Source organism: Auritidibacter sp. NML130574, from assembly GCF_003185725.2.
GTDB classification, from domain to species: domain Bacteria; phylum Actinomycetota; class Actinomycetes; order Actinomycetales; family Micrococcaceae; genus Auritidibacter; species Auritidibacter ignavus.
In genome coordinates this window covers 2040281-2063544 of sequence record NZ_CP031746.1, presented here as the reverse complement: position 1 = coordinate 2063544, position 23264 = coordinate 2040281, and the positions used below count along the sequence as shown (strand labels likewise).

Sequence of the window (23264 nt, the reverse complement as noted above, 5' to 3'; positions counted from 1 at the left end):
ACTTAGCTTGGAGTGGAGGTAAAGGTTTGGGAGTCGGCTTGGTCCCAGAAGCGAGTCAGTCCGGTGTCCACCAGCTCGATGTCGCGCCGCGTTCCTAAGAGTTCAAAGCGATACAGCTCCGGTACCTTGCATTTGGCGGAGATGATCGGTCCGGCCAGACAGTAGTGCTGACCGAAATTGGTGTTTCCCGCCGTGATCACACCGCGGATCAAAGACCGATTGATCGGGTCGTTGAGGAATTTGATCACCTGCTTGGGTACCGCACCAGAGCGCTCCCCACCCCCGTAGGTGGGGACAACGAGCACGAAAGGGCGTGAGACACGGATATACCCTTCACTTCTCGGGCGCAGCGGAATTCGTATGGCCGGTCGGTTCAGCTGCTCCACGAAGCGATGGGTGTTCTCCGAAACGCTGGAAAAATACACCAGATCCGGGGACTCTTTGACTGGTATTTCGCGAACCGGGAGTGCATCCGGGGGTTTCTTCGCTGGAGTATGCACAGCGATCTCTCCTCACTCATTGACTGAAGTGGACATCATAAAAACACAATATCTTGTGTGTTGATGGACTAATTAGGCGCATATCAAGTAGTACCACACGATAGGTTCCGTGTCTACGTGCTAGCTGTGTTTGTAACTACGGCATGGCGAACATATGATGGAGCGTAGCGAGGTACTCACACCAAACAGTCAGTAGCCAGATCGGAGTAGACGTGACAGTAGAGACGTGGCGCGATGGCATTTGGTTGGAATCAATTGGCTTGTTTCAGCAAGCGCGGGCGGGCAATCACCAGGCTGCGATGCGACTTTTGGAGACTTCAGCGGACCCAGCCACCACGGTGCATGGACTGTTGCGTATGTTGGTGGTGTTTCTGCGAGACGAAGATCCTGACAAGATGGAGCGATTCCTTGACGCGTCCCTCCGCGCCGGTGCGCCACCGTTGGGTTCACCATTTGTTCGTGATAGCGCGGCATTTGCCGAAGGATTCGCGGGGCGACTGCGTGGTGGTTTTCGCTTGACGGGGCACATGCGAGCTCTGCTTGAGACGGACATTCCGGTGCTGGCTACGGCTACACCGGAAGGGGCTCCTGCGGTTGGACCAACGAGTTCGCTTCGTATTTGGGATGAACGCACACTCTTTTATTACGAACCGCCAACCGGTCGGCACCTGGCAAATTTCCGCGCTGGATCGGTCGCCACGGTTGCCGTAATTGATCAGGACAACTTTACGGGTTATCGGTTTGTGGGACTACCCGAGGTTCATCACAACGGAGACGTGTTCGAGGCAGCCGTGACTTTCGCTCGTGCGCAGGACGTAAGCCCACCCGCTGCAGCGGTCTTGATCCACCTGCACGAGGCGGAGATGTTGGACGTCAGCGCGTAGGCAACGATGAACTCTAGCGTTCCTGACAATAACCTGAAAAACTGCTGTTGGACTTTGCACGACGATCAGCAGAAGAAAACAAAGGCTTCGTCGCCTGCCTGTTTGATCTGTCGTTCGATAGTTTCGTGACGGTCAAGTTCACGAAGATCATCTATATTTTGATCCTCGTTCTGGTCGGCATCTCCCTGATCATTGGTTGGCTAGTGCCGGCATTTACCATCATGGCGACAGGTGTCGCGCTGATTGGCGTACTGTGGTTGCTGATTGGATGGATCATTCCCGTCATTCAGCTCGTGTTGTTCCGTGTGGTGCTGGAGCTATTCATCGCGACGATTCGCACCGCGCAGAATACTGCTGGTACACGTCAAGAAATTCAGAAATTGCGTGACGAAGTGGGGCAGCGAGGCTAATTTGTACAGCTGGTCCGGCTGTTTCAAAGCGACGATCACCCGTGTGGGGGATGCGGTGTGCTATTCCTCTCCGCAGATCGCGATTGAGAACATTCATCCCGATCAACTGGTTGCGGGGGAATGCGTCCACCCAGGCGAGATTCCGGCTGGCGATGGCCCTGCATAACGACATGATCCGCACGGTGGCGATGGCTTTCTGGGGATCATCTATGACAATCCTTCATCGGCTGAAACAACCAATCCGCTGAGCACGATCTATTGATTAATAATGACGCAATAAATACTGAGTGAAATTGAAGCATTATCGATTATAAATATGTTGCGAAACAGCTTAGGAAAAGATGTGTGGATAATCAGAAAACTACAGATGACGGTAGAGTACCGTACGCGAAATGGGATAAGCACCGGGGCGAGGCGTTAGAGAGACTTCGTGAACAGTATCCTGACGGGTTCACTTATGGTAAGAAGATCCCGCCTAGGAACCCGAAGAACCCGCCAAAACTACAGCCTGAGGGGTTTGAGCCCCTTGATTCGAAGCAATGGAACCACATCCTCTACGGAGAACGGCGTAACAGTTCGACGCCTGAAGCACCAGACGGGCTTGGCGGTCATGGGGCCGGGTACGGGTGGATTTTTGAGTTAGCTGAAGGTGTTCCCAGAACCGAGTTCCCCCGCGATTGGTCTCACGAAGATATTGTGCATGCGATTGATGACACCATCACCTACGGTAAGCCAAACAAGTCACGGGGTAACCTTATCCATAAGTACACGGTGGATGGGGTGCCGTTCAAGGTGGCGACTGGTCGGAGAAAACACGGCGGGCTACGCTACATTATTAGCGCTTACCCGGATCTTGACCCCAGGAAGTAGAATAAGACCATGTGGAGCTCCTACGAAGTTTTTAAGCCTTGAACCGTCCTGGGTTTTGTTCCGTCCTAAAATGAGAGGATAGAACTATGCCAATCAAATACCCGCAGTCGTTTAAAGGTCGTGCCACGCGCATGGTGTTTGATCGGCTTGAAGGTGAAGACGCGCCGAGCCGGTATGTGGTGATTCGTGAAACCGCGCCCAAGCTCAGTATCGCGACAGAGACGTTGCGTCGTTGGGTGGAACAAGCTGAAGTGGATACCGGTCAGAAGTCAGGGGTGTCCACGGATGCCCAAGCGCAAATCCGGAAGCTGAAGCGGGAGAACGCGGAGCTGTGCTGGGCTAATGAGATCCTCAAGACGGCGTGGGCTTTTTTCGCAGCGGAACTCGACCGCCCCACGACGAGATGATTGCTTACATTGACATGTTCAGGGATCGTTTCGGGGTCGAGTCCATCTGTCGTGTTTTGGGTGCGACAGACCGTGGGTTCATCACCTCAGGTGGCTATCGGGCGGCGAAAGCCCGTCCTGCCAGTGATCGTTCGCGTCGGGATGCAGCCCTGATCCCAGTGGTCAAAGAGCTGCACCAAGCCAATTATGGGGTCTATGGGGTGCGCAAAATGTGGCATGCCATGAGACGTGCTGGCTGGGATGTGGGCCGTGACCAAGTGGCTCGGCTGATGCGCCTGGCGGGACTTAGCGGTGTGGTGCGAGGACGAAAACCCCACACCACCATCGCTGCGAAGGTCTCGGATCAGCGGCCAGATTTGGTCAACCGGGACTTTGGCGTCACAGCACCCAACCGGCTGTGGGTCGCGGATATAACCTATGTGCGCACCACCAGCGGGTTTTGCTACACCGCGTTTGTCACGGATGCCTTCAGTCGTAAGATCGTGGGCTGGTCGACCCGCACGACGATGCGTACTGATGCGCTGCCCTTGGAAGCGTTAGAGCACGCGCTGCTCAGTGCTAAGGACCAAGCCCTGGATGGGTTAGTCCATCACAGCGATCGTGGCTTGCAATATGTCAGCATTCGCTATACCGAACATCTTGCCAAGGCTGGTCTGACGGCATCGGTTGGGACCGCTGGAGATGCTTACGATAATGCATTGGGTAAGACGGTTAATGGCTTGTATAAGACCGAATTGATTTATGCTCGGCCCGCTTGGCCGTCAGCTACTGAGGTGGAATTCGAAACGATGAACTGGGTCCACTGGTGGAATACCACCCGATTGCATGAAGCCTTGAACTACCAGACCCCGACCGAAGCCGAAACCAGCTACCATATGACCCAGGCACAAGCCCTAAGCCCCGTATAGAAAACGGAACAAAACCCAGGGCGCTTCAAGGACACATCAACACCTCGACGGTGGCTGAGTTTGTGACGGAGGGTGCGGAGAAGTCTGCTACCACTGGTGGGTTTACTTCGGTGACCGCAACTCTGAAGAAAGCTCAGGTCACGATGCGGTTCAATGAGGAAGTCCAGTGGGCCGATGAGGACCACCAGCTGAGCAGGCTCCGTGGCACTGTCTCGTGCCCTGGATCTGGGCCTGTATCGCCGGATCAATCCGTTGACTGGTACTGAAATCACGGCCTGGGATCACTACGTGGGTGCTACCGAGTACTCCGCGGAGCTGTCTGCATCTGTTGAACCAGACCAGGTGGTGCGCGCTACCGCCGGGCTGTTGATCAATCGAGACCGGCCGGTGTCGGTCCATGGGTTTGCGATTGTCCCGCGACTGACCTGGGAATTATCGAACTTGCAGACCAAGAACGCTGATGGTTCCCCATCGGGGACTCAACGGTACCCGAATCTGGGACTGGGCGCAGGCATCAGCTCCTTCCTGGGACTTAACAGGCTCTTCACAATCGAGGGTGTAGACGGGGCTTGAATCCTCCGCTCTCGAGCAAGGACCTGGCGATGTAGTTGGTGAGATTCCGGAAGCCCAGGGCGGATCCGCGCAGGTGTTCGAGTCGTCCGTTGATGGCCTCGGTGGGTCCGTTGGAGGTTCCGGGGCGGTCGAAGTAGGCCAGGATGTCTGCCGCCCTTTTCTTCAACGTCCTACCCAGACCGGCCAGCTCGATGAGCTTGGTCGGCACTGCCCGGCCCAGCTTGGCGATCAGCTGCTCCATCATCGCCCTGCCCTCGGCCCTGTCTGTCTGGCGGTAGGCGGCGACCATGTGCTGGTAGAACGCCCACGTGGCCTCGACCTCCACATGCTCGTCAGCCTCGAAGAGGTCCTGGATCCTGGAATACTGCTTCTCGGTGAGCAGGTCGGCCCCGGTCAGCAGGGTCCGGCGGGCCTTGTAGAGCGGATCCTGTTTGCGGCCCCGGTGGCCGTTCACCTGTTGCTGGACTCGCCGGCGGCATCGCTCGAGCGCGTCTCCGGCCAGGCGGACCACATGGAAGGGGTCCATGACCGTGGTGGCTTCGGGGATCTCCTCAGTGGCTGCGGTCTTGAAGCCGGTGAACCCGTCCATCGCCACCACCTCCACGCCATCCCGCCAGGAAGCCGGACGCTCGGCCAGCCAGGTCTTGAAGGCCTGTTTGGAGCGGCCCTCGACCATGTCCAGCAACCTCGCCGGACCGGTGCCGACGCGCAGTGGTGTGAGGTCGATGATCACGGTGACGTACTTGTCGCCACGCCGGGTATGGCGCCAGACGTGTTCATCCACGCCGATCGCGGTGACCCCGTCAAACCGGGCCGGGTCGTCGATGAGCAGACGCTTGCCCTCGGCCAGCACGGCGTCGTTGGCGGTGTTCCACCGCACCCCCAACGCCTCGGCGACCCGGGCGATGGTCAGGTGCTGCACGACCAGAGCTTCCAGGGCCCAGCGCAGGGCACGGCGGGAGAGCTTGGCCTTCGGCTCTGCCGCGGCGGTGGTGTCCTGGCGCCAGACGTGGGCGCAGTCGGCGCACCGGTAGCGCCGAACCGTGACGTGCAGAGTCGTGGGCCTCCAGCCCAGCGGCTCGTGCGCCAGCCGGCGGATCACCGTGCCCCGCGCGGTGCCCTGAGAACCACAGCGGTGACACCACTCATCTGGCTCCACCACCCGACAGGCCAGTACCGCCCGCCCGGGCTCCACCCGTTGCCCGGTAGCTTGAAGGCCGAGCTCGTCCAGCCGGCAAAACTTGGTCAGGTCACAGTCGTCGAAGGTAGCGTTAGGCACGTCGAGGTCTTTCAGATGGCTTGTGTAGGAACTTCCATCATCGGAAGGCCTCGACCTCTATCCAGCTATCGACGCGCCACTTCCCCGAGACCCCCGTCTACACCCTCGATTGTGAAGAGCCACTTAACACCGCCAAAGGAGACACCGTTTCTGAGCGCCCAGAGGCGACCACTGATACTGGTGTGCGAGGGATCCTCGGTGACTTCACGAATGGTATCCGCTGGGGTGCCCAACGCGAGTTCCCGGTCGAGAAGATCATGTACGGCGACCCGGACGGTCAGGGTGCCTTGTCCCGCCACAACCAGATCGCACTACGGTTGGAAATCGTCTACGGCTGGTACGTCTTCGCGGACAGGTTCGCTCTGGTTAAGACTGTTGAAACTGCTGGTAGTGAGGGTTAATGGCAGTGCGTGTAACTCTTGCTAGTGGTGTGATGGTCACTGTGCCGGAGACGGCGGCCACCCACCGGAGCAAACAAGACCAAATCGCGAAGACGCCTACTAAACGGTCCGAGCCAGCTGCAGGATCGAGGGGAGCTCAGACCGGTGACGTCGAGTCCCTGCCTGATCAGAGCAAGAGCCCCGGGCGCAAACAGGGATAATGGTCACGGGCTAAGCGTGGAAACAAATCATGATCCTGTCAGGTAGTACAGGGAGTAGATGAGTCGCAGGGGTGGTTATGACGGGGAGACAGGGCGATGTTTCGAAACCGTTCGCGTCTGTGAATGATCTGAAGGAGAGGTGGCCAGATTTCCCGCCTGGTACGGAGCAGTTTGCCTCCCTGCTTAGGCGCCTTTTGATTGATTTCGGTGAGGTGGTATCCGAACCCGGTTCCCCAAATGATGATTAGCGATTGCGTGGCTGAGTGGCTGTAACGAATGCTGATTTTGACATGGATCACTCGATCTTCGGGGGTTCTGGTTGCCTAACTATATGCCGTTGCATTGTTTTATGTCGGTGTTTCCTGTTGCAGACCCTCACCTCGCACCCGCTTAGTTGTGTCGGCTTTAGAGTATGCGCGCATCCTGCCCCATTGGGGATTATTAGGGCACGCCACTCGCAAGGGAAACGAGATCGAATCTAGCCGACGACACGATGACCTCGACGATGAACGCGTTGAGCGAAGCGCTCAGTCGGGCTGAGCTCTCCAGATTGATCTCGACGTGCTCTCTGTCGTTCACGATGCGTAACCAGACCTCGTAGTCTCTCCTCTCTTTCGATACACGGCAATCGCCATATCTTCAGCCTTAATCGAGTCCTTGAATTCGCGTTGCTCCCGGTGCTCGGGCTCCTGGGTGATGAGGGTCGCGAACGGCTGATCGGCCAGACGCTTGCGGTCTGTCGGATGTTCCTGGCCGCTGTGGTCGCAATGGCACCAGTGTGGACAAGGCTGCTGTAGCCACTCCAGATGTTCCACGACCTGCTCCGCGATCTCATTTGGGCACTCATGTTGCTTCCCCTCTATTCGCTCGCACAAGGTGTGCGGGCTAGGAAATCTATACAACCGTCATTGCCCGGACGATTCCTGGACGACTCCTGAACGAGGGCGTGACGAGCATCAGCCACAGATCACGGCGGCCGAGTGCCAGATCCGGGGAGAGAAGAATGCTGCGTCGAGGTCACAACATCCGTGCGACCCCAGCAACGGATTGGATTGGTAGAACCCAGTTGCCGAGCGCCGTGTTTCTCGGGTTGTCAGTCAGGCCGTGGTCGGGGCTGGTGGCCCATCCGGTGGGGAGGCGCATGAGCGATTCGTCGAACTCCGGCGCAGGTCGCGGGCCCTTCTCCTCTTTCAGGATCGCAGGGGCAGGAGTTGCTGGTCCGGTGACGTGTTCCCATCGGGCGATGGCCTGGGCGTATCGCCCCCAGCGGTGAAGATGTCCTCCATCAGAGCGAACAGGGTCTCCGATCGTTCCAGCTGGTCGGTGAGCCTGCCGGTCCGTGCACGGCGAGGTTGATGACCTGGTGGCTCAGGGCAATGATGCCCCGTCGTGTCCGTACCTGGTCCGGGGTTGCGCCTTTGGGCGAAAAGTCCGAGGCCAAAAGTGTCCGTAACAGCGTCTTGTCGATGGGTGGTGAGGAAGAAATGGAACCGTTGGTGGGGTGTGCCGGCCAGTGACGCCGGTAGGCCGACTCAACGCGCACTTCGCCGGAGGTCGGCCAGATCCCCGAGTGTGGCTCCGTGCGCGCGAGGAGGTCGTGTTGGCTCGTCTCCCAGCGGCCACGGGTCGGGTTCCAGGTTGGGAACGGCGGGTGCAGGCTCGTCGGTTGCATCGTTTGGTTGCGTGCGTCGGGGGTTGTTCCTTCCGGGGTAGGGCGGATTAGGGGTGCGGAGAGCAAGTCGCGGACGTTCTCCATGATGGCGAGCACGGGTTGCAACGCGTCGATCGCGGCTGCCATGTTCGACCAGAGCCCGGAGCGGGTGCCGGGTGAGAGGCCGGCGCCGGTGCCGACGGCCTAGACCTCCTGACCCAGGAGCCCGCTGATCAGCACATCGATCGGCGGCACCGTCGTCGCCCAAGTCGATGACGGAGATGTCTCCGAGGTGCGGGGTGCCCGCCCAGTGACGCGTGAAGACGCGGATGGGTGGGGCATCGATCTCGGAGAACCAGATCGTCTCCCCGCCGGTGGCGTGCTCGACGGCGAGGTCGAGACCCCTGTAGCCGGAGAACAGCGACCCGACCCGCAACGGACGGTTGACGTTCTCGTCGTTCGGCTCGCGCATGGGGACTCCGGCAGACCGGTGGGCCCCGGGCGTCATCCTGCGACTCCTTGATCGGGCTGGTCATCCGCCAGGTGCTCGGATCGCCTCCTGCTTCCAACTTCGCCTGAACCGGCCCGGCTCATGCTACATCGTTCTTTCCGGCCTCGCCTCAGAGCCACCAGCAGGCGGGTCTGGTAGGAGGTTTGGATCGCGGCGTGCTCCACCGCGGCGACGGCGGTGTCGAGCTCTTCTGAGGGTCGGGGCGGTCAGCGCGATCAGCCCGGCTTAGCGCAGTACGCCGACGACCAAATACGCCCAGTCATAACGGCGCCTACCGGCTGTTGCACTGGCGTTGTCTGTACGAGGGGCATCTTCTCGTCGGGGCACGTGCTCTGGCCCTCGCTCCTGCAACGCGGAGCGTCAGACATAACTCCATGACCTGTACACGGCGACTGCCAGTCGTCGCCATGGACAACCAGGCGCCACCGATGCCGTTTCATATGGCACCCGTTCCGATTCGACGCATCTTAGAGAAGGGCGTACTTTCAGCGCGCATTGACAGGTATGGCGCGCCCGAGTCGGATGAGGTTAGCTGGGTCGTAGTGGTGCTTGATGTCGACAAGGCGCTGATAGGTCTCGGGTTCGTAGCAGGCACTTGTGCTCAGCTCGGTGGCATTGTCTCCGAACAAAAAATACAGTGCTCGACTGGTCGCCCCGTGCGCGAGGTCTTCGACCAGGGCGGACTATTCGTTCGCGAGGTCGTAGCGTACCTGCCGGGCGATCGGCGTGATTATCCGGACGACGTAAGTCGCATGAGGGTGGCCGATCGCGTTGTCACGCTCTGGCTTCCGCGTGGCGACACAGCGGAGGTAATGAACCTGAAGGAGCATGTAGTTCTCGGTCTCCGCATCGATGCGTGCCATGACGGTCGCGGTGGGGTCCAGTGCCACGGTAGTCACGTCATCACCTTCATAGCCGCGCGAGTTTGCCGGTTCGGCGAATACCTTGCTGCAGTCGGCGTAGGATATCAGGTAGATGTTGTCCTCGACCGGTCCGCAGTGCGTCAATCGCGGAGATACATGTCCGGGGGGTCGGTGCAGATGACGAAGAGGCGCAGGGTCCGCTTGCATCGGACGCGTTCCGGCAGAGTCAGAAGGTCGGGGAAGGTCTTGAGCGACAATGAGGAGGGGAGTTGGTTGGGCACGCCGGTGGTCCACTCCAGGTTACGGCTGACGATCTCAGGGAATCGCTCAGGGGGCGAAGCTCAGTGCGCCGGCAAGTATTTGGTCGACGGGAAAGAGCTGGAGCTGCAACGCGGTGACTATGCCGAACCCGGTGACGCGGTCGGTTGCGTATTTCATACTGCCGGATGAGTGGTCCCACGCCACCTCCAAGGCTGTAGCCGGCAACATCCACCGTTGGTGCGCTACCGTTGAGTGGGGTCAGGCCGTGGCGTGTGGCCTCGCGCGCGACCGCCTCCGAAGTTGTTCCACCGCCGACTCGAGCCAGCCGTACGTCCGGGTCGATATCCACAAGCGGGAGTCGTCGGGTGCTGACGGGGCGAGGCCGATGTCCGAGTGGCGTCCGTGCCCGGCGGTCCAGGCCCGGTGCAGTGCCGGTAGCGCCGTGGTCTTGCCGGCCCCGGCTGGGCCGACGAGCATATCGAGTACCCGATCTGAGTGGGCAAGGTTCGAGACTGTGGCGATCTGGTCGACGGACTGGAACCGGGGCCCGTTCTCGTCGATGAAATGCTCAGAGAGAGCACGGTCGAACTCCAGGGTCAGCCGGAGTGATTCGGCTTCGGCCCGTTCGATGATCTGATCAAGGAGGGCCATGCGGTCGTTGGTCGTGGTGAAGCGCACCCCCATGAGCTGCCGTATCGTCTCGGCGTGGATGTTCCACCGGTTCCACACCGGGTGCCGGTTGGCGACCGCCATCAGCACCACCGTCGCAATATCAGCCACCTGTTCCAGGGGGCACATCGTCGGCACGCAGCCTCGCCTCAGCCGGGGTGTGTGCGAGGAGATGTTGCGCCCACGTCGTCGCGTCCTCGCCCAGCAATCCGGTCGCGCGCCAGCGCCACTGAGTAGTGAACTCGGCCAGAGAGTGCAGTTCCTTGACCGGCCGCGTCTCCAGCGTTGCCTGCTGCCGCAATCGGGCGATCGTCGCCGGGCTAGGTTCGCGTCCGTAGGTGACGATGTACTCGGCAATGAGCCGATCTTCCGTTGCTTCGATGCCCTCGACCCCGTCGGTTCCAGTCGTGCGTCGGGAGAACCCAGCGATCAGTTCAGTGGGCACACCGTCTATCTCCCAGCCCGTGTTGCGGTCCTTGCCTCGGTCGACCGGGGACCAGGAGACACCGAGCAGCCGGGCAGTGTGATCCGTGAGGAACGCGTTGTAGCTTGTCGACAGCGACACGGTGGCCTTGTGCAGGCGGCGCGGGAGTCGTAATGATCGAACGCAGTGGCAATCACTCCGCTGATCGGCATCCTCACGATCTCGCCTCGGCCGACGCGGGTTGAGGTGACCCGTTCTCCAAGAATCGCGATGGTGTCGCGCATGGCTGCGTGATGCGCCTGTGAGATGAGGGCTTGCGTGCCCGCGTCAGCGACACCTCAGAGAGCGCTCAGCGACTTCGGCGGGGAGAACGTGAGGTCGAACCCTACAACGGCGTTGCGCGGCTTCTTCGCAATCTCTTCGCTACGGCTTTCCTCGATGGCTGCATCCCGTTGCGCTGGCGACCGGTCCGGGTCGAGCTGCGCAATGCGGGCGGCGATGCGCTCGCGCGGGGTTGCAGTTTCGGGAATGGGTGGCCGAGCCGTGTGCCGGTGATTCGATGCAGGCCGTCACCGAGAAGCCGTGCGAGCTGGTCCTCGGTGACGGCCTCGCCGTCGGCAAGTCCGGTGCCGTGGTCGTCTTCGAGGCTTGCCAGCCTTGAGCCGATCCAGGTGCCGCGCGGGCACTCGGATTCGGTGTAGTAGCGGGTTAGCGGGGTGCCCACGTCGCGGTCGCCGTCGCCTGCAGCGACGGAGGACAGGAGATACTCGTATCTGCGGCCGGCCGACATGACGCGGATCGTCATCACCACGGCGGCTCCCTTCCGAGGCTGGCCTCTGGAGGGTCGCCTCAGCGGGCAGGTGCGCGCGGCACGCCGGTTTGCACTACGGTGCCAACTGTGTGGGTGGATCTGATCGTGATCAATGTGCAGTAGCTAACGAGGGCTACACTGCACAGAAACAACTGATTGACCAGCTGCGACAGCTGAGCTTGTAGGCGGACTAACGCGCGGAGTCCACAGTTCTCGGAGAGGAATCGGCAGCGGCGCATGAGGCGCCGGATGCGGGACAGGCTCCCTCAGGGAGCTAGAGCGCGTGCCTCCAGGATATGCGGAGATGGCTCTTACCGTGCCACACACCATGAGAATCCAAGTAGGTACTCGTTCCGCGCCCGCAGGGCATCACGATGGTCCGGTGCGCGGTCGCCTCGACCACAGGAGATGTCTCAATAGCGCACGGCAACGCTTGCAAGCCCATGCCCAGCGCCTTCCCCGCGGCTTCCTTCGCAGTCCAGATCTCGGTGGAGATATGCTCCACGTCAGCCTGACACTGTAGCTCCGCGCGCTCGCCAGGAGACCACGCCCAAGCAAGATCGACGCACGCTTGCGAGGTGAGTCGCTCTTCGACGTCGACTCCGATCGGCACATCGGCGACAACTACCGCGGTGAGCGACAAGGAGTGGGAGACCGAGAAGTACTTGCCACTGTGAGCGAGGGGAAAGCTGCGCTCTGAACAGCGGAAATACCTCCTAGCACCCGCTCCAAGCGCCCGCTCGACCAGAAGCGCGGCAACGTCCTCGTTGCCCCTCGTGGGAGTCGTCCACAGGCTAATGGGCGAAGGGGAATTGTGACAGATTATGACACCTCTATCGTAATGTCTTGATGCATGCACATGCAGTAGTTTACATTGATGTATGTACATCGAAGCAAATAGCGAGTGATCGCCAGAGTCCGCTCCGGCTCTCACTCGGAGTACAAAGAAGAGAAGGGACCAGCGTGAGCATGATGGCTACGACAGCCCCCACCCCGACGGCGGGCCTAAACCTGGAGCCCGGGACCATTGTCGAAGGCGAGGACAAGCGCAGCGATGATGTCGCCGGTTACGGATACGGCATCTACCGCGCAGCCAAGAACCGCAGCCTCATCGATGAGTGCGTCGCGATCCTCAATCGCGGAGGCGTAGTAGCACTGGTTCCCACTTCGGCATCAGACGACTACCTGGCGACGATCGTCGAGCAGATCGAACACTTCGCCAGAACACGCTCAGCTTCGACAGACTCTTTGGAAGGCGGAGTCCTCGCACTGCCCACCTCCGGGTCAACGGGGTTCCCCAAGCTCGTCGCCCTGCCCGCCACAGGCCTCACTCAGTTCCTGCACTGGGGCGGCGACTACTTTGGCTTCAACGACACAACCGTGTCCCTGAGTCTGAGCCCCTGGAACTTCGACGTGTCCCTACTGGACACCTGGGCGGTTCTGGCCGCCGGCGGTACTGTGGTCGCGGCTGAGGCAGCCCGCCTCCACCAGGCTCCCTACCTGGTCCGACTGCTCGAACAGCACCGGCCAACATTCATCCAGGTCGTTCCCTCCACTCTGGATGCGCTGCTCAACGCCGTTGGAGACGCGGTGTACCCCTCGGTTCGGGACGTGGTTCTCACTGGCGGCGTCGTTGCACAATCGCTGCGCGCGGCCGCAGCGCGACTTTTCCCAACTGCAACTTTCCATAACGTCTATGGAGCCACCGAGGTCAACGATTGCCTCATCGAGACGCTCTCAGCCGAACAGTTCTCTGAAAGTGAGACCCTGCCGCTTGGCACGCCTATCGCCGGCTGCGAGGTTTTGCTCAACTCCAATGGAATCCACGTACCTCTCCGAAAGAGCGCCGAGGAGGCCCACGGGGAACTACTCGTGCATACGCCGTGGATGGCGCAAGGCTATATCACCGAGGGAACCGTCACGCCCTTACCCGTGGCCGGTGAGGCTTTGTACCCGATGAAGGACCAGGCAAGGTGGTCAAATGGGCAGCTGATGTATAACGGCCGACGTGATCGTCTTGTCAAAGTCCGCGGCCAGCGAGTGAACCTCGAAGAAATCGAGCAGGCTGCGCGTCGGACGGCTCTGGTCGGCATTGCCTGCGCGTGGCTCGAGGTCTCTGACTCCGCAGAAGAACTGCATCTTGCCTACACCGCGCCCGATCACGGCTCTGCCGCAACCGGACTCCAGTTGCGCATGGCAATAAGCGCTCATCTGCCCGCCTTCGCGATGCCGAACAACCTGCATGCCTTCACCGGGCCCCTGCCGTTGAACGGTAACGGCAAACCGGATCTTCCCACCATCAAATCACGAGTAGGGAGTGAGTAACTCATGTCCACCCTCCACAGGGTCAAGCAGTACATCGTCGAAACGTTCGCTACCGACGTCACGGCAGACCAGTTGCCGCCTGATGTCGATCTACTCACGACAGGAATCCTCACCAGCGTCACCACGGTCCAGTTGCTCGGCTGGTGCGCTCGGACCTACAAGATTCCGATCAACACCATCTCAATCAATCCGGACGAGCTGAAGACGCCCGAGGGCATCGCCAGCTTCATCGAGGCCAATCGCACTGACGTCATGGCTTGCTGACCATTACCATCCAATCACCGTCAATTATCACCGAAATCGCCTGAATAAGAGGGAGTACCACCATGTTCACCAAGCCCAGGAACGAAGTTTCCGCCGTCGAGTGGGGCAGTGGCACCAGCCACCGCCTCCTGGTCGAAAAGGACAACATGGGCTTCGCCGTCGCCGACACCGTCTTCCGGTCGGGCACCGAGTCCAAGTTGGAGTACCGCAACAACCTCGAAGTCTGCTACTGCATCCGTGGCGCGGGCAACGTCGAAGACACCGAAGGGAACTTCTTCGAAGTCACTGCCGGCATGGTCTATGTCCTGGATGACAACCAGCCCCACTATCTGCGCGCATCGGACCACGAGGATCTCGAGCTCGTCAGCGTCTTCAACCCGCCGACCCGCGGAGACGAGAAGCGCGTGCTCAGCGCCAGAGACTTCAGCACCTACTAGAGGAGTAGACGATGAGCACGATTCTGACTGACGACCCGTGGTTGGGGTTCCTCGACCACCTGCGCAAGTACGCGCCCACGGCCCCACCCTCACAGAAAGCTGGATTCCCGACGGAACTGTGGAATGCCGCTGCCACGAGCGGGCTATTCAGAACGCTCGCCACCGAAGGCATCGGCAGTACAGGAATGAGCGCCGCCATCAACCGAGTCCGTGAACTCGGGCGCACCAGCCCGGATCGAGGACTGACCTTCTCAGCAGTGACCCAACTGGCCAGTACCATCTACTGCCTGCGCGCATTCGCAGAGCGACAGCTGCGGGATCGCTATCTGCCGGCAGCCGAATCCGGCACCACCATCGGCGGCCACGCGATCACCGAGGCCGAGGCCGGGTCAGACGTCATGAGCACGACCAGCACAGCGATTCTCCAGGGGGACTACTACGTCCTGAACGGTACAAAGAGGTTCATCACCAACGCACCGATTGCCTCGACCTTGGTGATCTACGCTAAGACCATCGAAGACGGCGTCGACAAGGGGCTCTCGGCGTTCCTCGTCGAGACTGGATGGCCCGGCGTCGACACTTCCCAGCCGATGCCCACGGCCGGGCTGAGCACCTCCCCGATCGGGGAGGTCGCGCTGGAGGACGTGAGAGTGCCCGCTGTCAACCGCGTCGGGCACACTGGCGCAGGCCTGTTGATCCTCGACCAGGTCATGAAGCGCGAGATCCTGCTGGCCTTTGCCGGCAACATCGGCGAGATGGAGCAGCTGGTCTCCCGCTCAGTGCAGTACGTCAACGACCGCGAACAGTTCGGGCGCAGCATTGGCAGCAACCAGCTGGTGGCAGACCGGATCGTCCAGACTCAGATCGCCATCGAACTGGGCGGAGCCCTGCTGGAATCCATCGCGGAACGACTGGACGGCTTCGAGGACTTGACCGTTCCGATCGCCGCGGCCAAGGTCTTCATCAGCGAGGCCAACGTCGACTCGGCGATCAACGCCATCCGCGTCCATGGCGGCAACGGATACCTGACTACGTCACCGTTGGCGAGCAACCTCCTCGATGCCATACCCGGAGCGATCTACTCCGGATCGAATGACCTCCTGCGCACGAAGATCGCCACCATGTTGGGAGTGAACTCATGATCGCTCGCGAACCTCAGCTGACCCAGGCGACCGCCGTGTTCGACTATGACGCCCCGAGCGTTACGCAGTTCGTTGAGGACGCTGGCTGTTACAGCGTGGCGAACGTCGCCAATTCCGTCGAGCGTCTCCACGACGCCGTGCGCGACACCATCGACTACAACGTCTTCAACGTCATGCTGAACACGGACCTTAGCGCCTCGGACGTTGTCGATAAACCTTTCGGCTTCTGCCTGCACAAGAGCATCCTGTTCGTCGCTGGCTGCCGCAAGCTCGGCGTGCCCGCCGTGCTGTGCTCCGACGTGGTCACCAACCACGTTGCCGACGCGGCGATGCACGAACTCGTCGGAGGTGAGGAGTTCCTGCACTGGTACGCACGGATCTACCTCAATGGTCGGTGGATCAAGGCCGCGCCCATCTTCAACACGCTGCTGTGCATGCTCTACGGCATCGATGTCCTCCGCTTCAATCCCAGCGGCGACGCCATCGAACAGCGCAACAGCGACAGCACCAGGATGATTTATCGCGGCGAGCAACGCTACTATGTCGATCCGAACATGGACGAACTGCTCACGCTCATCGCGACCAAGCACCCGAAGATGGTCACCGATCACGGCCGCACACCAACCTCACTGAGCCTGGCCGCAACGACGCTGCCAAACTAGAAAGGAGAAGACACGTGTGGAAATACGACGGTTGGGAATCCGACTTCAAACTCGGGATCGTCACCCCTCACGCCGACATCGGCCCGGAGGCCGAAGCCCAGGCGATGCTCGCCGGCACACGAAGCACCATCCACGGAGCACGCGTCGACTTCAGCCCGATGCACCCAGGCGGGACCATCGACGAGAAGATCGCCCATGACCCGGTCATGCAGTTCATTGCTCCAGAGATCATCGACCGCACGGTCGACAGCCTCTCCAGCTCGCCCTTGGACGCCATCGGACTGGCCTTCACCAGTTCCTCGTTCAAGATCGGAGCAGACCGCGAGCAAGAACTGCTCATGCGCCTGTCAACGGTCAGTCACGGCATCAAGCTCGACACCACGGGCACCGCGGCCACTGCCGCGATCCGAAAGCTGGGTCTGAACAAGATCGCCATCATGGCGCCCTCCTGGTTCGACGACGAGCTCTGCCGAGCCGGCGAGGCCTACTTCCGAGACCACGGCATCGACATCGTCTCCGCAACCCCCAGCGGTCCTACAGGAGGCCCGCTGACCATCACTCCGGCAGCCACCGCCGCAGCAGTGGACGAACTGGTCGCGACGACCGGCGCTCAGGCCGTGTTCATCGCCGGCAACGGACAGCGAGCTATCGGGGCGATCGATCATCTCGAGTCCACGCTCGGCATCACGATGCTCACCGCTAACCAGGTTTTGCTGTGGGCCAGCCTCGACGGAAGCGGCCTGAGATCCCAGGTGGAAGGATACGGTCGCCTCTTCTCCGAGAGGTGAGCTGCGCGAACGCACATGGTAGGGTTATGTGCATGTACACGGATCATTCTGAGCAAGCACATACCCCCCCGACGCGCAACCTCAGCGCGGCATGGTCGCAGGTTGTGGCCATCGTCGCCGCAGTGGATGCCACACTGGGTAAATGGCTCGTTGACACCTACGGAATCGGACTCACCGAGTATCGTGCAGTCCTTCACCTAAGCAGAACCGCGGAGCGGGAGCTACGTATCCACGAGCTCGCCCAGAAGGTCAGCTTAAACTCAAGCTCCGTGACCAGACTCGTTGGGCGAATGGAGGACAAGGGGCTGGCGTTCCGAGACACCTGCCCCGACGATGGACGCGGGGTCTACGCGGTCATCACTGAGAAAGGCCTCAAATCCGTGGAGGAGATCCGCGACCCCTACGATGCGAAAATCAGCGAACTGCTCTGCGACGCAGCCAAGCAGTACCCACAGCTAGATCTGGCCGGCCTTGACCACTCCTTCGAGGCGATCAGCAAGCTTACATCTTAGCATTTGGCGCCCTCGAGCGAGAAGGGCCACCTTTTACCCATATAGATGCATGCACATGCAGTAACATGATTGAAAGGACCAGCACTATGACCACGAAGATCGATGTCTTCGTCGATTACGTCTGCCCGTTTTGCTTCCTCGTTGAGGGAGCGATCGAGGAACTCAAACGGGACCGTGATGTCGAAGTGACCATCCGGCCGTTCGAGCTGCGACCGGATCCCGTTCCCACCCTGCGCCCGGAGGACGACTACCTGCCACGGATCTGGAGAGACGCCGTCTACCCGATGGCCGAACGGCTTGATGTTCCCATCAGCCTGCCGACCGTATCTCCCCAGCCGCGCACGGAGAAGGCATTCATGGTCCTGCAGCTGGCTCAGGAGCAGGGCAAAGCCGAGGAGTACTCCAAGGCGATGTTCAAGGCCTTCTTCCAAGATGACTGGGACATCGGCAAGGATCCCGTGATCCTTGACGTGGCAGTCTCGGCCGGCCTCGATCGGGAGGAGGCCGAACAGGCTCTGCACAGTGAGGAACGACGGGCCAGGCAGCAAGCCGATCAGAACTATGCGGTCAACACCGTGGGCGTCACCTCTGTGCCAGGCATCGTGGTCGAGGGCCAGTTCCTGCGCGGGGTACCCAGCGGCGCGCGGCTAAAGAAGACTGTCGACACTCTGGCCGAGGGCGCGACGGCCGCCGAGGCCCGATCATGAGCACCATCCCACCGGACGTTCTCATTCAGGCCATGAACGAGGCGGTCGTAGTGGGTGTTGAGCACGTCGAGGCCGGAGGGCTGCCCTTCGTTGGCGTGCTCGTCGACAACAGCGGCGTCATCTCTGATTTTGGAGTCAACCGGGTCAGGGAAACCCGTGACCCGACCGCCCACGCCGAGATCGTCGCTATGCGCGAAGTGCTCAACTCTGATGACCGGGACGACCTCTCCGGCACCACGCTGGTGGCCACGGGCGAACCCTGCGGACTGTGTTATCGCTTCGCTATCGATCAAGGCGTGGATGCCATATACGTCGCCGTCGATCGCGACGCCGTCGCCGAATGGGGCTTCGACTACCGCACCAGCTACCTCTCGCTCGGCATTACTGATGAGCTTCGGTCCACCGTCTTCAACTCCTTTCCGGCCGAACGAGGCAACGAACCGTTCGCTCGCTACTTTCACACACACAGATCAACAATGGACGCTGACCAGCGTTCGAATGCACCTTTGAAAGGACATCCATCATGAGCTGGCTCTACCTCGGAATAGCCGTCATCTTCGAAGTCGCCGTTGGCATCTCCGCCGGAAAGGCGCAGGGCTTCACCAAGCTTTGGTGGAGTATCGCCACCCTCGTCAGCGGAGGCATAGCCACCTTCTTCCTCAGCCTGGCCCTGCGGACCTTCGACGTCGGCGTCGGCTACGCACTGTGGACCTCCTTGGCAGGAGTCGGCATCGTCGTCCTCGGCGCGCTCTTCCTCTCCCAGAAACTAACCTGGAAAAAGCTCCTGGGCATTGGCGCCGTCATAGCCGGTGTTGTCGGCCTCAACCTTGCTGGCGCCGCTTAATCCCACGCCTGCACTATCACCTTCAGAAAGGATCATTCTCATGGCTACCACTGCCAATCATGAGACCACCACTCCGACAGACATTGAGAAGAAGGCTGGCGCCTGGCTCGCCCTCCTCCTCGCCGGAGGATTCGAGGTTGGATACGCCCTGAGCGTGAACGGAAGCAATGGTTTCACAAACCCCACATGGTCCCTCGTGGCCATCGTGTTCTTCCTGTTCACTCTATTCTTCCTCAGCGTAGCCCTGAAGAGAATCGATGTCGGCATCGGCTACGCTGTCTGGGCCGGCATCGGCGCGGTCGGCGCCGCCCTGCTGGGGCCAGTCTTCTTCGACGAGACACTCACCCTAATCAAGGGGTTCTGGCTCGCAGTCATTATCGGCGGTGTCATTTGGCTCAAGCTCGCTGACAGTCCAAAGCTCTCGGCGAAGTCAGACAGTACCTCCAGAGCGGCTACGGAACTGCACAAGTGACCTCAGCGCGGCCCAGCTCCTACGGCATCGTAGGTCGAATAGCGGTTGCGGGCTGTGGTGGTTTCGCCGCGTTCTATACCTTCTACACCACAGCATCAAGCGCTCTAAACGAGTCAGGCATCTCATCTGGAGCACGAGTAGGCATAGTGATGCTCGTCGTCGTTGCCGTCCAGCCGCTTCTTATCATTGGGCGGAGATGGGTCAGGAATCGCCGCGTTGCCGTCATGCTGGCACTGGCGGCTATGGGCTTGGGCAGTGCGATCCTCCCCTTGATGAACCAGTGGCCAGGATCACTACTTCTCGGCCTTGGCTTCGGCGTCTTCGTGGTGATGAGTACCGTTTGGGTCAAAGAGCAGGCAGCATCTGACCAAACCGGCCGCGCCCTCGGCACCTATGGCTTTGGCTCAGCGGTGGGCGGAGCGCTCGGAGCCCCGATAGGCCTCTATGCTGCCGAGCTAGGAGGGCAATTGGCCGTAGCGCTCGTCGGGAGTGCCTTCGCGCTGAGCGCATTGGTCCCGGCAGGGCAGGCGAAATCGCCCACCGACAACCGTTCTAATCTACAGCTGGGCAGCCCGTCGGTGGAGCTCGCCGCGCCTGATTCTCTGAAACGCTCGCGGACTTTTTCTACCGCCACTATTGTCATCACCAGCCTGGTGGGTCACCTTTTCGCCGTGAGTCTCTACGCCGCCGTTCTGTCCTCAGTCGGCGACACAGAGGGTACGTGGCTACCGGTTCTGGCTGCGTTGATGGTCCAAGTGTGCTTGGCGCTGGGTCGCCTGGTGGGAGGCCGCCTATCTGATCGATATCCGCCGCTTGCCATCCTTGTGACAGCAGCCGGAATCCTTGCCTTATCAACGATGGTCTTCTCTGTCGTTCTCTCTCGTCTGGGCATACTCCTAGCCGTTGCAGTCATCGGATTTACGTCTGGGGTAGGTCAGACGGCAGCGCTGACCGCCATGATGCGACGCGCCCGCACGTCCAGAAATACGGAGATGGCCAGTGCAGGATGGAACATCGCCTTCGACGCTGGCTTAGGTATCGGTGCACTCGCTGCTGGATGGGCCTTCTCTCAAGGCTAGGTCACTTTTAACATCACCTTTCCGAACGAGCAATCAAGATCATTCAAGGAGGAACTCAAAGTGTCTAAGAAGATCATGGTGTCTATCGGTATTGACGTTGACGCCGTCGCCGGGTGGCTTGGCTCGTATGGTGGGCAGGACTCACCTAGCGATATCTCGCGTGGAATGTTCGCGGGTGAAGTCGGGGTTCCTCGGCTGCTCAAGCTGGCACAGAACCGCGAGATTCCAGTGACATGGTTCTGGCCGGGGCATTCGATTGAGACGTTCCCTGAGCAGTTTGAGAGGACGCTTGCGGCTGGACACGAAGTAGGTATGCACGGGTACAGCCATGAGAATCCACTGTCGATGACGAGGGAGCAAGAAACGGAGGTGGTCGACTACTGCCTGGAGTTGTTTGAGTCGCGCATGGGTGGGCGACCGGTGGGATACGTAGCCCCGTGGTGGGAGTTCTCGAGAGTCACTAACGAAATCCTGCACGAGCGTGGATTCCTGTACGACCACTCACTCATGCACGACGATCACACTCCTTACTATGTGCGCGCCGGCGACGAGTGGACACCGATCAACTTCGATGCGGCTTCGGCCAAGGAGTGGATGAAGCCTCTGGAACGCGGGACAGAGACAGACCTCATCGAGATTCCAGCAAGCTGGTATCTCGATGACCAGCCGCCAATGATGTTCGTCAAAGGAAGCGCGAACAGCCACGGATACGTAACTCCCCGAGCGCTCGAGTCGCTGTGGAGGGACCAGTTCGACTGGGTCTATCGCGAAATGGACTACGCAGTCTTTCCGATGACGATCCATCCCGATGTAAGCGGTCGCCCACAGAATCTATTGATGCTCGAGCGGTTCATCGAGCATATGTCAGAGCACGACGGTGTCGAGTTTATGTTCATGAAGGACGTCGCGACAGACTTTAAACAGCGATTCCCCCGCGTTCAAAAGTGATTGGCCACAATAAGAAGGGAGGGGCTCATCGCTCTAATTGGGTATCGAATGATAGTCGACCGTTTTTTGAGAACCCGGATTCACTGTTGTCAGCTTGCCACGATTGCAGACCTGCATTTGCGTAGCTCTGTTCGTCCGCGCAGGTTTCGCTCCAGCCGACGTGTACTCCATGTGCTCAGCGGGCGGTGTCCGCCTGAGGCCAACGGTCGCAATGGCAGCAATGGTTACCTAGCTGTTCCAACACTGCACGAAGATCCGTCAGCCTAATTTTCTCTGCACTACCCACGCCCAAATGAATAGGCGATGAAGCTCCCGCAGCCTGGGAGGGAGAGCAAGAATCCATCAACATATTGAACATTCACACACCCCTTCCCGACTTCGAGTTCGCGCCAATACTTGCGAGAACGAAAACCCTCCATAGGCCGATAGGTCCGACAGCATATGATTGCACCAAACTTATCGTTATCTGTGATGGATCAGCTTTCCTCACCGTGAACTCCAATCGGCGGGCTGTTAATGCCGGTGATGTTGTCTTGCTGGGAGCAGGGGTCTTTTGCGGATCCGACCCTGAGCCACAAATCCTAACGAGCACCGTCTATATTGACCCAGACTATGCACCCCACCAGCTTTACTGGCAGTACGTCAACGTCATTCGAGACCGATTAGATACGCAAGATTTCGCGGATATCATCTACGCCGATCCCGCTCAGGTTCGCCACCTCGGCGAGGGGCGGGTTGGGCTACTGATGCCCTGGGTAGATGAAATTGTGAAACTGAGTCTGGACCCACACGGACTTAGTCTCCACGCTCACCGAATGCAAGTACTGTGGTTCTCGATCCTTGATGTCGTCGTGCTGTTCGTGCAAGTTACTCCAGTGCGGATCTCGCCCGGGTAGCGCGCAAGCACGTTGCCGACCCGACCACGGCATAGAAAATTCTCTGCAGTTCGAGCAGAAGCACTACAAGCCGCGGACCTGATGAGGCAGAATCTTGCGCACTCGTGGACCTGTGCAGAACTCGCGTCAGCCACACCCCTGTCGGCTTCGCGATTCAGCCAAGTATTTGTGGCGGCGTTCGGCAAGACCCCGCACGCGTGGCCGACGATGTTGCGTGTCGAAAAGATGGCTCGCTTGTTCCGAGATACAGATGATGCGATCCACAGCATACTCCGACAAGTTGGATGGGCGAGTCGAGGACATGCGGCACGTCTCTTCCGCCAGATCATGGGCATGAGCCCAAGCCGCTACCGTGCACTCAAGCGCACCGAGCAACAAGCCTTCTGACTGGTTCTGATCTGACGGATCTCGGTCCGAATATTCGGATCATTCGCACCATACGGCACATGGTTCCTTGTTTTACGACTATGCCGGTGTATACACCAGGTGCTCCGACGGACTTGGCGGCCAACCTCCTCATCCACTGACCGTCTCGACCGTTGGGCGCCCTGGCTCACCTCACAGGT

The 23264-nt window shown here is 60.0% G+C and carries 31 protein-coding genes; 21 read left to right on the top strand and 10 right to left on the bottom strand.

Annotated elements, in window-relative coordinates; translation table 11 throughout:
* Positions 1-2: 2 nt before the first annotated feature.
* On the bottom strand, positions 3-452 hold the full coding sequence (gene nrdI / locus DCC27_RS09435) for a class Ib ribonucleoside-diphosphate reductase assembly flavoprotein NrdI (protein WP_210403498.1): 450 nt from the start codon (positions 450-452) through the stop codon (positions 3-5).
* 260 nt (positions 453-712) lie between these two features.
* On the opposite strand from nrdI, the gene DCC27_RS09430 reads away from it, so the two are divergent.
* The 5 genes from DCC27_RS09430 (at position 713) to DCC27_RS09410 (ending at position 4552) form a co-directional block, all read left to right on the top strand.
* Positions 713-1384: a pyridoxamine 5'-phosphate oxidase family protein gene (locus DCC27_RS09430; RefSeq protein WP_110110655.1), complete on the top strand. Its 672-nt coding sequence runs from the start codon at positions 713-715 to the stop codon at positions 1382-1384.
* A gap of 47 nt (positions 1385-1431) precedes the next feature.
* On the top strand, positions 1432-1794 hold the full coding sequence (locus tag DCC27_RS09425; protein ID WP_166769956.1) for a DUF4282 domain-containing protein: 363 nt from the start codon (positions 1432-1434) through the stop codon (positions 1792-1794).
* A 345-nt stretch (positions 1795-2139) separates the two neighbouring features.
* Positions 2140-2664, top strand: a complete 525-nt coding sequence (locus tag DCC27_RS09420; protein WP_166769955.1) for an EndoU domain-containing protein — start codon at positions 2140-2142, stop codon at positions 2662-2664.
* Positions 2665-2750: 86 nt separating this feature from the next.
* Positions 2751-3979 (top strand): IS3 family transposase gene (locus tag DCC27_RS09415; protein WP_110110652.1). Its coding sequence is split into 2 segments (ribosomal slippage): positions 2751-3027 and positions 3027-3979, totalling 1230 coding nucleotides; the frame shifts between segments, so codons are not numbered across the junction.
* Between the two features lie 201 nt (positions 3980-4180).
* Positions 4181-4552 (top strand): hypothetical protein, encoded by a 372-nt coding sequence (locus tag DCC27_RS09410; RefSeq protein WP_110110651.1) that lies wholly within the window; start codon positions 4181-4183, stop codon positions 4550-4552.
* On the opposite strand, the gene DCC27_RS09405 is transcribed toward DCC27_RS09410, so the two are convergent.
* Complete coding sequence (locus DCC27_RS09405) at positions 4524-5831, bottom strand: ISL3 family transposase (protein ID WP_117328628.1); 1308 nt, start codon at positions 5829-5831, stop codon at positions 4524-4526. The genes DCC27_RS09410 and DCC27_RS09405 overlap by 29 nt on opposite strands.
* A gap of 20 nt (positions 5832-5851) precedes the next feature.
* Between DCC27_RS09405 and DCC27_RS12325 the strand changes: the two genes are divergently transcribed.
* Positions 5852-6232 carry a hypothetical protein gene (locus tag DCC27_RS12325; protein WP_199223085.1) on the top strand — a complete coding sequence of 127 codons (381 nt, stop codon included), beginning with the start codon at positions 5852-5854 and terminating at the stop codon, positions 6230-6232.
* Positions 6233-7717: 1485 nt separating this feature from the next.
* On the opposite strand, the gene DCC27_RS12560 is transcribed toward DCC27_RS12325, so the two are convergent.
* The 8 genes from DCC27_RS12560 to DCC27_RS12860 form a co-directional block, all read right to left on the bottom strand.
* Entirely contained in the window at positions 7718-8230 is a 513-nt protein-coding gene (locus DCC27_RS12560) for a hypothetical protein (protein WP_233242850.1), read from the bottom strand.
* Between the two features lie 849 nt (positions 8231-9079).
* Positions 9080-9223 carry a BBE domain-containing protein gene (locus DCC27_RS12865; RefSeq protein WP_158278444.1) on the bottom strand — a complete coding sequence of 48 codons (144 nt, stop codon included), beginning with the start codon at positions 9221-9223 and terminating at the stop codon, positions 9080-9082.
* Between the two features lie 54 nt (positions 9224-9277).
* Positions 9278-9493, bottom strand: coding sequence for a hypothetical protein (locus DCC27_RS09380; RefSeq protein WP_110122838.1), 216 nt, complete (start codon positions 9491-9493; stop codon positions 9278-9280).
* Between the two features lie 483 nt (positions 9494-9976).
* Positions 9977-10498, bottom strand: a complete 522-nt coding sequence (locus DCC27_RS12555; RefSeq protein ID WP_233242846.1) for an AAA family ATPase — start codon at positions 10496-10498, stop codon at positions 9977-9979.
* Positions 10491-10952, bottom strand: a complete 462-nt coding sequence (locus DCC27_RS12550) for a relaxase domain-containing protein (RefSeq protein WP_246840082.1) — start codon at positions 10950-10952, stop codon at positions 10491-10493. The genes DCC27_RS12555 and DCC27_RS12550 overlap by 8 nt, the downstream gene beginning before the upstream one ends.
* Positions 10838-11095: a relaxase domain-containing protein gene (locus DCC27_RS12545; protein WP_246840081.1), complete on the bottom strand. Its 258-nt coding sequence runs from the start codon at positions 11093-11095 to the stop codon at positions 10838-10840. The genes DCC27_RS12550 and DCC27_RS12545 overlap by 115 nt, the downstream gene beginning before the upstream one ends.
* Before the next feature lie 101 nt (positions 11096-11196).
* Entirely contained in the window at positions 11197-11616 is a 420-nt protein-coding gene (locus DCC27_RS12540; protein WP_233242847.1) for a relaxase domain-containing protein, read from the bottom strand.
* Positions 11617-11896: 280 nt separating this feature from the next.
* Positions 11897-12511 carry a 4'-phosphopantetheinyl transferase superfamily protein gene (locus DCC27_RS12860; protein WP_110100940.1) on the bottom strand — a complete coding sequence of 205 codons (615 nt, stop codon included), beginning with the start codon at positions 12509-12511 and terminating at the stop codon, positions 11897-11899.
* Positions 12512-12591: 80 nt separating this feature from the next.
* Between DCC27_RS12860 and DCC27_RS09360 the strand changes: the two genes are divergently transcribed.
* The 15 genes from DCC27_RS09360 (at position 12592) to DCC27_RS12530 (ending at position 23085) form a co-directional block, all read left to right on the top strand.
* Positions 12592-13947 carry an AMP-binding protein gene (locus DCC27_RS09360; protein ID WP_158278447.1) on the top strand — a complete coding sequence of 452 codons (1356 nt, stop codon included), beginning with the start codon at positions 12592-12594 and terminating at the stop codon, positions 13945-13947.
* Between the two features lie 3 nt (positions 13948-13950).
* A complete protein-coding gene (locus DCC27_RS09355; protein WP_110100942.1) occupies positions 13951-14211 on the top strand; it encodes an acyl carrier protein in 261 nt (86 codons plus the stop codon).
* 62 nt (positions 14212-14273) lie between these two features.
* On the top strand, positions 14274-14648 hold the full coding sequence (locus DCC27_RS09350; protein WP_110111023.1) for an ectoine synthase: 375 nt from the start codon (positions 14274-14276) through the stop codon (positions 14646-14648).
* An 11-nt stretch (positions 14649-14659) separates the two neighbouring features.
* Complete coding sequence (locus DCC27_RS09345; protein WP_110100944.1) at positions 14660-15790, top strand: acyl-CoA dehydrogenase family protein; 1131 nt, start codon at positions 14660-14662, stop codon at positions 15788-15790.
* The gene (locus DCC27_RS09340) at positions 15787-16452 is read left to right on the top strand and encodes a transglutaminase family protein (protein WP_110111022.1); all 666 of its coding nucleotides are present in this window, start codon (positions 15787-15789) and stop codon (positions 16450-16452) included. Before DCC27_RS09345 ends, DCC27_RS09340 begins: the two co-directional genes overlap by 4 nt.
* 14 nt (positions 16453-16466) lie before the next feature.
* Complete coding sequence (locus DCC27_RS09335) at positions 16467-17240, top strand: maleate cis-trans isomerase (RefSeq protein WP_110100946.1); 774 nt, start codon at positions 16467-16469, stop codon at positions 17238-17240.
* Between the two features lie 104 nt (positions 17241-17344).
* Entirely contained in the window at positions 17345-17752 is a 408-nt protein-coding gene (locus DCC27_RS09330; RefSeq protein ID WP_199223087.1) for a MarR family winged helix-turn-helix transcriptional regulator, read from the top strand.
* An 86-nt stretch (positions 17753-17838) separates the two neighbouring features.
* Positions 17839-18459 carry a DsbA family protein gene (locus tag DCC27_RS09325; protein WP_110111021.1) on the top strand — a complete coding sequence of 207 codons (621 nt, stop codon included), beginning with the start codon at positions 17839-17841 and terminating at the stop codon, positions 18457-18459.
* Entirely contained in the window at positions 18456-18986 is a 531-nt protein-coding gene (locus DCC27_RS09320) for a nucleoside deaminase (RefSeq protein ID WP_110111020.1), read from the top strand. Before DCC27_RS09325 ends, DCC27_RS09320 begins: the two co-directional genes overlap by 4 nt.
* Positions 18983-19303 carry a multidrug efflux SMR transporter gene (locus tag DCC27_RS09315; protein ID WP_110111019.1) on the top strand — a complete coding sequence of 107 codons (321 nt, stop codon included), beginning with the start codon at positions 18983-18985 and terminating at the stop codon, positions 19301-19303. Before DCC27_RS09320 ends, DCC27_RS09315 begins: the two co-directional genes overlap by 4 nt.
* A gap of 40 nt (positions 19304-19343) precedes the next feature.
* On the top strand, positions 19344-19775 hold the full coding sequence (locus DCC27_RS09310) for a multidrug efflux SMR transporter (protein WP_110111018.1): 432 nt from the start codon (positions 19344-19346) through the stop codon (positions 19773-19775).
* On the top strand, positions 19772-20854 hold the full coding sequence (locus DCC27_RS09305) for an MFS transporter (RefSeq protein WP_110111017.1): 1083 nt from the start codon (positions 19772-19774) through the stop codon (positions 20852-20854). The genes DCC27_RS09310 and DCC27_RS09305 overlap by 4 nt, the downstream gene beginning before the upstream one ends.
* A 60-nt stretch (positions 20855-20914) precedes the next feature.
* Positions 20915-21802, top strand: coding sequence for a polysaccharide deacetylase (locus DCC27_RS09300; protein WP_110100952.1), 888 nt, complete (start codon positions 20915-20917; stop codon positions 21800-21802).
* Between the two features lie 491 nt (positions 21803-22293).
* Positions 22294-22698, top strand: coding sequence for a hypothetical protein (locus DCC27_RS12535; protein ID WP_233242848.1), 405 nt, complete (start codon positions 22294-22296; stop codon positions 22696-22698).
* An 81-nt stretch (positions 22699-22779) separates the two neighbouring features.
* A complete protein-coding gene (locus tag DCC27_RS12530; RefSeq protein ID WP_233242849.1) occupies positions 22780-23085 on the top strand; it encodes a helix-turn-helix transcriptional regulator in 306 nt (101 codons plus the stop codon).
* Positions 23086-23264 lie beyond the last annotated feature (179 nt).

What these genes read in the sequence shown, in the direction of transcription:
- DCC27_RS12560 (WP_233242850.1), bottom strand. Translation starts at nt 8,230, where the DNA reads ATGGCAGCCGCGATCGACGCGTTGCAACCCGTGCTCGCCATCATGGAG.
- DCC27_RS12545 (WP_246840081.1), bottom strand. Translation starts at nt 11,095, where the DNA reads ATGCGCGACACCATCGCGATTCTTGGAGAACGGGTCACCTCAACCCGC.
- DCC27_RS12540 (WP_233242847.1), bottom strand. Translation starts at nt 11,616, where the DNA reads ATGACGATCCGCGTCATGTCGGCCGGCCGCAGATACGAGTATCTCCTG.
- DCC27_RS12860 (WP_110100940.1), bottom strand. Translation starts at nt 12,511, where the DNA reads ATGTACATACATCAATGTAAACTACTGCATGTGCATGCATCAAGACAT.
- DCC27_RS09360 (WP_158278447.1), top strand. Translation starts at nt 12,592, where the DNA reads ATGATGGCTACGACAGCCCCCACCCCGACGGCGGGCCTAAACCTGGAG.
- DCC27_RS09355 (WP_110100942.1), top strand. Translation starts at nt 13,951, where the DNA reads ATGTCCACCCTCCACAGGGTCAAGCAGTACATCGTCGAAACGTTCGCT.
- DCC27_RS09350 (WP_110111023.1), top strand. Translation starts at nt 14,274, where the DNA reads ATGTTCACCAAGCCCAGGAACGAAGTTTCCGCCGTCGAGTGGGGCAGT.
- DCC27_RS09345 (WP_110100944.1), top strand. Translation starts at nt 14,660, where the DNA reads ATGAGCACGATTCTGACTGACGACCCGTGGTTGGGGTTCCTCGACCAC.
- DCC27_RS09340 (WP_110111022.1), top strand. Translation starts at nt 15,787, where the DNA reads ATGATCGCTCGCGAACCTCAGCTGACCCAGGCGACCGCCGTGTTCGAC.
- DCC27_RS09325 (WP_110111021.1), top strand. Translation starts at nt 17,839, where the DNA reads ATGACCACGAAGATCGATGTCTTCGTCGATTACGTCTGCCCGTTTTGC.
- DCC27_RS09320 (WP_110111020.1), top strand. Translation starts at nt 18,456, where the DNA reads ATGAGCACCATCCCACCGGACGTTCTCATTCAGGCCATGAACGAGGCG.
- DCC27_RS09315 (WP_110111019.1), top strand. Translation starts at nt 18,983, where the DNA reads ATGAGCTGGCTCTACCTCGGAATAGCCGTCATCTTCGAAGTCGCCGTT.
- DCC27_RS09310 (WP_110111018.1), top strand. Translation starts at nt 19,344, where the DNA reads ATGGCTACCACTGCCAATCATGAGACCACCACTCCGACAGACATTGAG.
- DCC27_RS12530 (WP_233242849.1), top strand. Translation starts at nt 22,780, where the DNA reads ATGAGGCAGAATCTTGCGCACTCGTGGACCTGTGCAGAACTCGCGTCA.